8 protein-coding genes are annotated in these 9,136 nt (G+C 64.6%); all 8 read right to left on the bottom strand.

What is annotated here, in order from left to right; all coding sequences use genetic code 11:
* Positions 1 to 1,223: 1,223 nt before the first annotated feature.
* Entirely contained in the window at positions 1,224 to 1,934 is a 711-nt protein-coding gene (locus tag JOY90_RS03875) for an ABC transporter ATP-binding protein (protein WP_291689851.1), read from the bottom strand.
* Positions 1,924 to 2,655, bottom strand: coding sequence for an ABC transporter ATP-binding protein (locus tag JOY90_RS03880; RefSeq protein ID WP_291689844.1), 732 nt, complete (start codon positions 2,653 to 2,655; stop codon positions 1,924 to 1,926). The genes JOY90_RS03875 and JOY90_RS03880 overlap by 11 nt, the downstream gene beginning before the upstream one ends.
* A gap of 3 nt (positions 2,656 to 2,658) precedes the next feature.
* Positions 2,659 to 3,732 carry a branched-chain amino acid ABC transporter permease gene (locus tag JOY90_RS03885; RefSeq protein WP_291689845.1) on the bottom strand — a complete coding sequence of 358 codons (1,074 nt, stop codon included), beginning with the start codon at positions 3,730 to 3,732 and terminating at the stop codon, positions 2,659 to 2,661.
* 12 nt (positions 3,733 to 3,744) lie between these two features.
* The gene (locus tag JOY90_RS03890; protein ID WP_291689846.1) at positions 3,745 to 4,611 is read right to left on the bottom strand and encodes a branched-chain amino acid ABC transporter permease; all 867 of its coding nucleotides are present in this window, start codon (positions 4,609 to 4,611) and stop codon (positions 3,745 to 3,747) included.
* Between the two features lie 57 nt (positions 4,612 to 4,668).
* The gene (locus JOY90_RS03895) at positions 4,669 to 5,907 is read right to left on the bottom strand and encodes an urea ABC transporter substrate-binding protein (RefSeq protein WP_291689847.1); all 1,239 of its coding nucleotides are present in this window, start codon (positions 5,905 to 5,907) and stop codon (positions 4,669 to 4,671) included.
* 25 nt (positions 5,908 to 5,932) lie between these two features.
* On the bottom strand, positions 5,933 to 7,333 hold the full coding sequence (locus JOY90_RS03900) for an amidase (RefSeq protein ID WP_291689848.1): 1,401 nt from the start codon (positions 7,331 to 7,333) through the stop codon (positions 5,933 to 5,935).
* 411 nt (positions 7,334 to 7,744) lie between these two features.
* On the bottom strand, positions 7,745 to 8,917 hold the full coding sequence (locus tag JOY90_RS03905) for a Wadjet anti-phage system protein JetD domain-containing protein (RefSeq protein ID WP_291689849.1): 1,173 nt from the start codon (positions 8,915 to 8,917) through the stop codon (positions 7,745 to 7,747).
* A gap of 1 nt (position 8,918) precedes the next feature.
* The coding region (locus tag JOY90_RS03910; protein ID WP_291689850.1) for a hypothetical protein at positions 8,919 to 9,136 on the bottom strand (218 nt) is incomplete at its 5' end.

Genomic DNA, 9,136 nt, shown 5'->3' on the forward strand with positions numbered 1-9,136 from the left:
GATTCCCTGCGCTGCGCGGCGGCAGTTCCCGTTGATTGAAGGCGAATCAGTTTACCTTTGACATAATTTGCTGATATCATTGGCTATTTTACCGGCGAGACTCGCAATTCAATTTGTGGCTCCGCCTGCCTTCTACATGTCCGCCGAAAGCACGCCCCCACTTTGAAGGAACTCCCCACAAGCGCGCTTCGCGCCGGACAGGGCTCATCCTGATTCCCTTAGATGAGCGCGTTTTGTGCGGATACGCCTACCGACCAACGCATTTCGAGCCACGAAACGTCTGCGCGAAAAGGCCAATTTCGTGAGACGTTTCAACGTGGAATCAGCTGTCCAGACCTCCGTGCAAAAATTTCCTCCTTCTTTTTTACCGAAACACGTGCCATATCAGGCCATCCCGCCTCGATGCAGAGGGACGTTTCGGCCGATCGTCACGATACGTGAAGCGGGGATGCGATGGACGTGACGGCTCGTGAGACGAACGGGCCGGAGCGGACGGCGAAACCGTGTGGTCCTGGCGCCCCGACGCTGGCGCTAAGCTCGCGATGATTGGCGATTTCGCCCTCGCGGCGGAAACGCCGGCATCACGCGGGCGACGGGGGCAAGAAAGCCCGGTCCCCGAGGAGAGCGCGGACATAAGCGTTAACACCATCGCGCGGGGAATGCCGGTGATTTCGGCTGAACCTGTGGTAACCGCCGCGTGCTACTTCTGATGCACGCGGGCCATGGGTGAGGCTGTGTCACCCGGCATTCCCTGCGCCCTCTGCGATTTCGAGGGCGACGTCTCTTTGCAAAGCTCGGACGAATCCCGTCGCGAGAACGCGCCGCTATGTCTCGAAGGCGGCCGGCTGTTTGAAATGTATAAAGCTCATGTTCGGCGCGTCGATTGTGTCAGCCCCTCAGAGAGCAGCGCTATCGCATTTGAGCGCAACCGTCGGCACGACCGGTGCATTACCCTCCCCTGGAGGGGGAGGGTCGGCTCACATGAATCGAAGCGGAATGGGAGCCGGGGTGGGGTGATGTTTCCGCGCGCAAGCCGTCTGATACGGAGAGACCCGTCACCCCACCCCGGCACGCATCTCGCTTCGCTCGATCGCGTACCGACCCTCCCCCTCCAGGGGAGGGTGAGCCCAACCGCTCTGCTCTTCCCATATGCGATAGCCCTCCTTCAGAGAGGGATCGTAGCTCTGCTCTCCAGCACCAGCGCGCGCTGCCGCCCTTGCCCATCACAGCAGAAGCTGCGCGCGGACATTGTCCGCGTTGACGTCCTCGCCCGTCAGCGAGCGCGTGATCTTGCCTTTTTCCATGATGTAGCAGCGCTCGGCGATGGCCAGGATGGTGTCGAGGTTCTGCTCGACGAAGAGGATGGTCGTGCCGAGCTCGTCGCGGAACGATTTCAGCGCCTCGCAGATGTGCTGGACGATGGACGGCTGGACGCCTTCGGACGGTTCGTCCAGGATCATCAGGGACGGACTGCCGATCAGCGCCCGCCCGATGGCGAGTTGCTGCTGCTCGCCGCCCGACATGGTGCCCGCGAGCTGCCGGCGGCGCTCCTTCAGGCGCGGAAAATATTGATAGACGAGGTCCGGCAGCTTCTTGCCGTTCGGCCCGCCGATCAGCCGGCCAACCGTCAGGTTCTCCTCGACGGTCATCTGCGGGAAGACGTCCCTTCCCTGCGGGATGTAGCCGAAGCCGGCGCGGGCCCGGGCGTCCGCCGGCAGCGCCGTCACGTCGCGGTCCATGAAGGTGATGGTGCCGCGCCAGGTCTCCAGCAGCCCGATGAGGCAGCGCATGACGGTCGACTTGCCGACGCCGTTGCGGCCGATGACGCCGACGATCTCGCCACGCGCGACCGAGAGGCTGACGCCCTGCAGGATCGGGGTGGCGTCGTAGCCGGCCCAGAGTCCCGATATTTCGAGAATGCGGTCAGTGGCCATGTCCATGCGCCTGGGTCCTGCCAAGATAGATTTCGGCAACCTTCTCGTCCTCGAGAATGCTTTCCAGGCTGCCGCGCGCAAACGTCTTGCCGAGATGCAGCACGGTGACGCGCTGGGCGACCTGGCGCACGAAAGCCATGTCGTGCTCGACCGCAAGCACCGTCATGCCTTCGGCGTTGAAGGACTTGACGAGCTCTCCGGTCTGGAACGTCTCCTCCGGCGACATGCCGGCGGTTGGCTCGTCCAGCAGCAGCAGGCGCGGCTGCAGCGCCAGCGCCATGCCGATCTCGAGCCATTGTTGCTGTCCGTGCGACAGCGCGCCGGCAAGCTTGCCGCTCTCCGACGCCAGATTGAGCAGCGTGAGCAGCCTCTCCTCCTCGGCGTCGCGTTCCGCGCCGGAAAAACGCTGCTGCAGCGCGACCTGGATGTTCTGGCGGACCGGCAGCTCCTTGAAGACGCTCGGCGCCTGCATCTTGATGCTCATGCCCCGCTGCACCCGCGCCGAGGGCCGCTCCCTGGTGATGTCGAGGGAGTCGAAGAAGATCGTGCCCTTGGTCGGCGGGTAGAGGCCGACGATCAGCTTGAACAGGGTGCTCTTCCCTGCTCCGTTCGGGCCGATCAGGCAGTGGACCTCGCCGACACTGACGGCGAGATCGACATCGGAGACCGCGGTCAGCCCGCCGAAGCTTTTCGTTACGCCTTTGACCTCGACCAGCGCCATGGCTCAGGTCTCGTCCGATTGCAGCCGAGCGGTGTCCGCCATGACCGCGTTCGTGTCGCCTCGCCGATGCCCGGTCCAGCGATCGACGACGAGCTTGCCGATCCCGAGGACAAAGCCCTGCGGCGCCAGCATCACGGTGGCGAGCAGGAGGCCGCCCATCAGGATCAGCGCCATCTGCTGGCTGTAGACGGTGATGGTCTGGAAGGCGAACAGCAGCAGGAACGAGCCGACCAGCGTCGCGGTCAGGTCGCTGCGCCCGGAGAAGGCCACCCACACGATCGGCATCGCGGCGGCCGGCAAGCCGATGCTCGACGGGGTGATGAACTGGCCCCAGGACGTATAGAGCGCACCGCTGAGGCCGGCGAGCGCGCTGCCGATGACAAAGGTCAGGAGCTGATACTTGCGGACGTCGTAGCCGAGCATCTCGGCCCGCTGCGGGTTCTCGCGCACGGCGACGATGACGTTGCCGATCCGCGAGTTCAAGAGCATGCGCAGGCCGATATAGACCACCACGATGAGCGCGACCATGACGTAATAGAGCGCCGAGCCCTCGATGTAGGTGTCGCCGACGGCAAGCGGATCCATCCCCTTCATGCCGTTGAAGCCGTTCAGCCGCGCCGGCCCGATGTGCCATTCCGGCCCGGCCGTCTGGCCAAGGAAGAACGCCAGCACCAGCGTCGCCGAGAGCGTCACGATGCCGAAGAAGATGCCGTTGATGCCGCCCCAGATCATGAAGTAGCCGAGAATCCCCGCCGCAATCATCGCCATCACGACCGCGAGGGCGAGCGCTGCGATCGTCGTCGAACCGCCGCCCATGTTGATGGCGAGCACGCCATAGCCGTAGCCGGAGATGCCGAAGAAGAAGGTCTGGCCGAACGAGAGCATGCCGCCATAGCCCCACATCAGGCAGAGGCCGAGCGCCATGAAAATCCAGATCAGGAAATAGGAGAAGTTGCCGACGTCATAGGAGTCGGCGAAGGCGGGGTAGATCAACGCGGCCGCGAGCACGATCAGGAAGCAGGACCAGAAGGTCCATCCCTTCCCCAGGGTCTGCGCGCCATCGAGCAGCTTCAACATCTGTTCTCCTGCTCACCGCCCACGGCGGACCAGCACGCTCGAAAGGCCCTCGGGCAGCACGCGAATGATCAGGATGACGGCAAACAGCATGCCGATCTGACCGATGATCTGCCCGTAGCTCGCATTCAAGGCCATCCGTATCATCGCCAGGAACACCGCCGCCGGTGCGGTCCCGAGCAGCACATTCGCGCCGCCGACCACGACGGTGACAAAACTCTCGACCACGAAGGTCGCCCCCATGGTCGGGATCAGCGTCATCGTCGGCGCGTAGAGCGCGCCGCAGAGGCCGGCGAGACCGGCGCCGATGCCGAAGCTGATGGCGTAGATGCGCCCGGTCCGCGCTCCCAGCGCCCTGGCCATCTCGGCATTCTGCATCGTCGCCCGCGCCAGCACGCCGAACCGCGTCTTCATGAAGACGATGTAGAGCCCGACCAGCACGGCGACCGCGCAGGCGAACAGCACCAGGCGATAGGTGGAGAACGTGTAGGGCCCGATGGCGAAGCTGCCCTCCGGCGTCCCGATGCCGGTGATCGACGATCCCACGATCAGGAGCATCGATTGCGTGACGATCAGGCTGAGGCCCCAGGTGGCGAGCAGCGAGTCCAGCGGCCGCTTGTAGAAGCGGCGGACGATGAGAAATTCGACGACAACGCCGACCAGGCCTGCCGTCACCGCTGCAAGGCCCTGTGCAACGGCAAGCGGCAGGCCGATCCTGACCAGGCCAACCGTCACATAGGCGCCGCACATGATGAACTCGCCATGCGCCATGTTGATGACGCCCATCATGCCGAACACGATGGCGAGCCCCGCCGCCGAGAGGATCAGGAACGCGAAGACGTCGGCGAACTGATAGAACAGCGAGAAGAGTTCAGCCGACATCCCAGTCTCCTGCCCGGCACCCGGGGTGCCGCATCGTTGCGGCACCCATGGAACGCGTCACGACTTGTTCGGAAGATGACTCGGCGTGTACTGGTCCTTGTCGTTCTTCTTGGTGAGGTCGCAGCCGATCTCGCCGAGCCAGTAGGGCTGGATCGTGCCGTAGTCCTTCTCCACGGTGACCTGGTGCTGGGGACCGACCGAGATCAGGCGCATGCGGTGCGAGGTATGCTGGCTCTTCGGATCGATGCAGACCTGGCCTTCGGGCGCATCGATGCAGGCTTGTCCGGTCGCGATCACCTTCCGCAGGTCCTCGAGCTTGGTCGACTTCGCCTTCTCCACCAGCGCCTTGTACATGTAGAGCGCGTTGTAGGCGTTGTAGCCCATGTCGTTGATGTAGGTTTCATCGGGGAATTTGGCGTGCCAGCGTTTCTTGAAGTCGTTGGCTTCGGGGGTGTCGATCTCCTCGAACCAGTTCGCGGTGGCATGCATGTTGTTGAGCGCCGGCGGCTTGAAGCGCTTGTGCTCGAAGCCGAGCATGACCTTGATCGACGAGCCCATCGGCAGGTTGAGATTCGCCGCAGCGGCCTGCTCGAAGAAGGAGTCCTGGGCGGCGCCGACATTGATCGTCAGCAGCCAGTCCGGCTTCGCCTTCTGGATGTTCTGGATCGTCTGGGCGAACTGCGAGATGCCGAGCGGGATGAACTCCTCGCCGACCACCTCGCCGCCGAGGTCCTTCATGATCTTCCGGTTCCACTCGGCCGAGATCTGTCCGAAATTATAGTCCGCGGCGATGACGTAGACCTTCTTGCCGAACTTCTCCACCATCCAGGGGATCAGGGTGGAGAACTGCTGCTCGGGGATCGCTCCCATGCTGATCATGCTCGCGTCGCAGACGCCGCCTTCATACTGGTTGGTGTAGAAGTACGGCGTGGTCGTCCGGTCGATGATCGGCCGGATCGCCTCGCGCGAGGCGGAGGTGATGCCGCCGATCAGCACGTCGACCTTGTCGCGGCTGAGCAGGCGCCGCGCAAACTCCTGGTAGCGGGCGTTGTCGCCCTGCGGATCGAGATGGATCAGCTCGATCTGCCGGCCGAGAATGCCGCCGCTCTTGTTGATTTCCTCGACCGCGAGCTCCGAGCCATGGAGTTTCGGCATGCCCATGAGCGCGAGATCGCCCGAGACGTCCTCGAGCAGGCCGATCTTCAAGGGCTCGGCCGCCCGGGAGGTGCTGACCATTGCCGCTGTCCCGAGCATGACGCCGAGCAACGCAGTACTGAGCCAATATGCTGATTTCATCGCGATGTCCTTTTTGAAAGCCAGATCAAAGTGCCGGATGACGTTTGTGCCAATCGGTGACGCGCTGGAACGCGTCGCCGGCGCGGACGAGGCTCGCCTCGTCGAAGTGGCGGCCGACGAACTGGAAGGCGACGGGCCCGCCGTTCGCAGCGAAGCCGCCGGGAAGCGTGATCGTCGGGCTCCCGGTCATGTCGAACGGACAGGTGAAGCGCAACAGGCCCGCGATCAGCGAGGCGTCCTCGCCGAGCGAAGCCATCTTGGCGAGCGTCGGCGCGGCGAACGCCTGGGCCGGAACCGCGATGAGATCGACCTGTTCGAACACGAGCCGCACGGCGCCGCGAAACGCTTCGCGCCGCAGCACGATCTTCTGGTAGTCCATGCCGGACTGCGCCGTGCCGAGATCGAGAAGGCCCGCAAGCCCGGGTCCGTACTCGGCCTTGCGCGAGGGATAGGTCGCCTCGTGCGCGACGGCCGCCTCGATGCCACACAGCGGGAACCAGTCGTCGATGACCGCCTTGGGGTCCGGGAAGCTGATCTCCTGGATCGTCGCACCGAGATCGGCCGCAGCGCGCAGGCCTTCGTCGAGCACCTTGGCCGCAGTTTCGTCCGTGCCTTCGCCGGTCCAGCGGCGATCGACGCCGATCTTCACGCCCTTGAGGTCGCCGGACAGCCCGGCCAGGTAGTCGGGCACAGGAAGCGGCACCGCGGTGGTGTCTTTCGGGTCCGCGCCCGCGATCACGCCGAGCATCGCGCCGCAATCGATCGCGCTGCGGGTCATCGGCCCGATGTGGTCCAGCGTGGCGGCGAGCTCATAGGCGCCGTAGCGGCTGACACGTCCCCATGTCGGCTTCAGCCCGGTGATGCCGTTTGCCGCAGATGGAAAGCGGATCGATCCGCCGGTATCGGTGCCGAGCGAGCCGAAGCAGAGGCCGGCCGCGGTGGCGGAGCCCGAGCCGCTCGACGATGCGCCCGACCACAGATCCGCGTTCCAGGGATTCTTGGGCGGGGCGATCTCCGGGTGGTGATCGGCGTAGGCCCCCTCGGTCTGCTGCAGCTTGCCCAGGATGACCGCGCCGGCGTCCTTCAGGCGCGCCACCACCGTGGCATCCTCGCTCGGATGGAAGTCGCGATGGATGGTCATGCCATGCGCGGCCGGCGCGCCCTTGACCCAGCAGAGATCCTTGATGGCAATGGGCACGCCATGCAGCGGGCCTCTCACCTTGCCCGACGCGATGTCCTTCTCCGCCGCGGCCGCCTCGGCGAGCGCCGAATCCGCCATGACATAGGCATAGCTCTTGAGCTTGCCGTCGAGCTTGCCGATCCGTTCGAGCATCGCCTTCGTGACCTCGACCGGCGACAGCTTCTTCGCATGGATCTGCTGCCCGACTTCGACCAGTCCGAGATAGTGAAGATCTGTCGTCGACATCGCCGTTATCCTTGCGTTTTTTGTTCAGGCGCATGCGCGGCGGACCGCAGCGCATGGATCGATTTCCTGGCGACACGAACGCATCGCCGATCTCTTCGGCGACAAACGAAAAAAGCCACCCGCTCCTCTTCGATCGAGGTGACGAATGGCTCTGATGCCGCTGCTATGGTCTATCGCATGGGCAGGAATTCGAATGGTGCACGACATGCCGGGATCGGGACGTCATCGGCCAAATCCGAGCAGGCAACGTTCGAGAGACCTACTCCCAAAATTGTAGGTTCGCGCCCGGCGCCATGTCAACGACGCGACTTGCACAAATTTAGCAAGCCTGCTGCGCAGCAAATCGGCAAGGGCATCACGTCGTTGATGCCCGCTCGCTCCGGCCGCAATCTCAGCGTCAGCCGAAGCTCGTCACTCAACCGTCGCCGGCAGCACAGGATCGAGTTCCTCCTGCTCCAGCCACTTCGCGTCGTCGCGCTGGAGATATCGAACCAGATCGGCGATGGCGGATGTGCCCGGTGCCGGCGCCGCTCGCGCCCGATCGGCCGGTGCAGCTCCGTATCGTTCCGCGATGCTTTCGGACATCAGATGCGGCCTGAGATCTCGCGCCAACGCTGTCTCGATGGTGCGGAATATCCAGGTGCCGTCGGGATCGATATCCGACCAGTGGAAGAACGGCAGCTCGCTCGGCAGCATCGTGGCCAGCGTCCGCAGCGCCTCTTGCGTGGCCAAGGACGGATACCCGCCGACATAGACCGTAAGCCCGGCGCGGCCGGGATCGGCTTCGATGATGTGACGGCTGAAGCTTGCAAAATTCTCGATGGTCAGCACATGGCGCGGACGCGCCGGAAATTTCAGCCGGCCGACCTCAGCGGGCGGGATACCGAAATAGCGCGGCGGCGCCGTCGAAAGCGCTGCCTCGCCGTAGTCGACGCGGCCGGACAGCAGCAAGGGGGGCGGGAATTTCTCCAGGCCAAGCGTGCGCAGCGCATCCTTCGGACGCGCGCCGGGCGGCAGCTCCAATGCCGAGCTCAGCAGCCGAACGACGGGACTTTCCAGCCGTTCCAGCGTCTTGCTGTCGCCGACGATCCGGCGCGAGAAGGTGCGATAGTCGATGCCCTTGTGGCGGCCTTCGAGGATCGCCTTCGCGAGCAGGAAAGCGGACCGCAGGCGAGCGGCGTCCGCATGGGAGAAGCCCTCCCACGACTTGCCCCTCCCCCATCGCGTCCGCAGCGCGTCCAGGGGCACGTCGAACGCCGGGGGCAGCTCGATACCGTCGAGCAGGCGGCGGATCGCCTCGTCCGCGAGCTCGCCTACGGGACGGCGGCCAAGCAGGATGTAGAGCCGCTCCGGGGTTTCGAGCCTGACATGCGCGATCCGGTCGGCGTTGCGGCCCTTCCCTCTCACGATCCGGATGGCGTCCGTGGCTTGCACGTCCTCCAGCTCACGCACGAAGCGGTCGAGTGCTGCGACGTCGGCGAAGCCGTCGTCGTCGGGATAGTTGAATGGGCTCGCAGAGCCGGCTTCGTAACGATCGAGGAGATCGTTCAGCAAGTCCCGCGCATCGGCAAAGCGGCGCGCCATGCTACTCCGCCGCCAGCTTCTTCAACTCGTCGTCCGACAACAGGTCGGGGTCCATCGCGCGCAGCTCGGCCCGCGCCCGTTCCTTCAACAGCGCAACCGTCGCCCGCGCGCTCTCGCCGATGCGGTCGACCTCGACCACCGTGTCGATGTGCTCGAGCACGGCGACACGCTTCTCGTTCGGCGCCGCGATGATGATCTGCAGGCCGAGCTTCTTGTAGA

This window comes from Bradyrhizobium sp. (assembly GCF_019242285.1).
Taxonomy (GTDB): domain Bacteria; phylum Pseudomonadota; class Alphaproteobacteria; order Rhizobiales; family Xanthobacteraceae; genus Bradyrhizobium.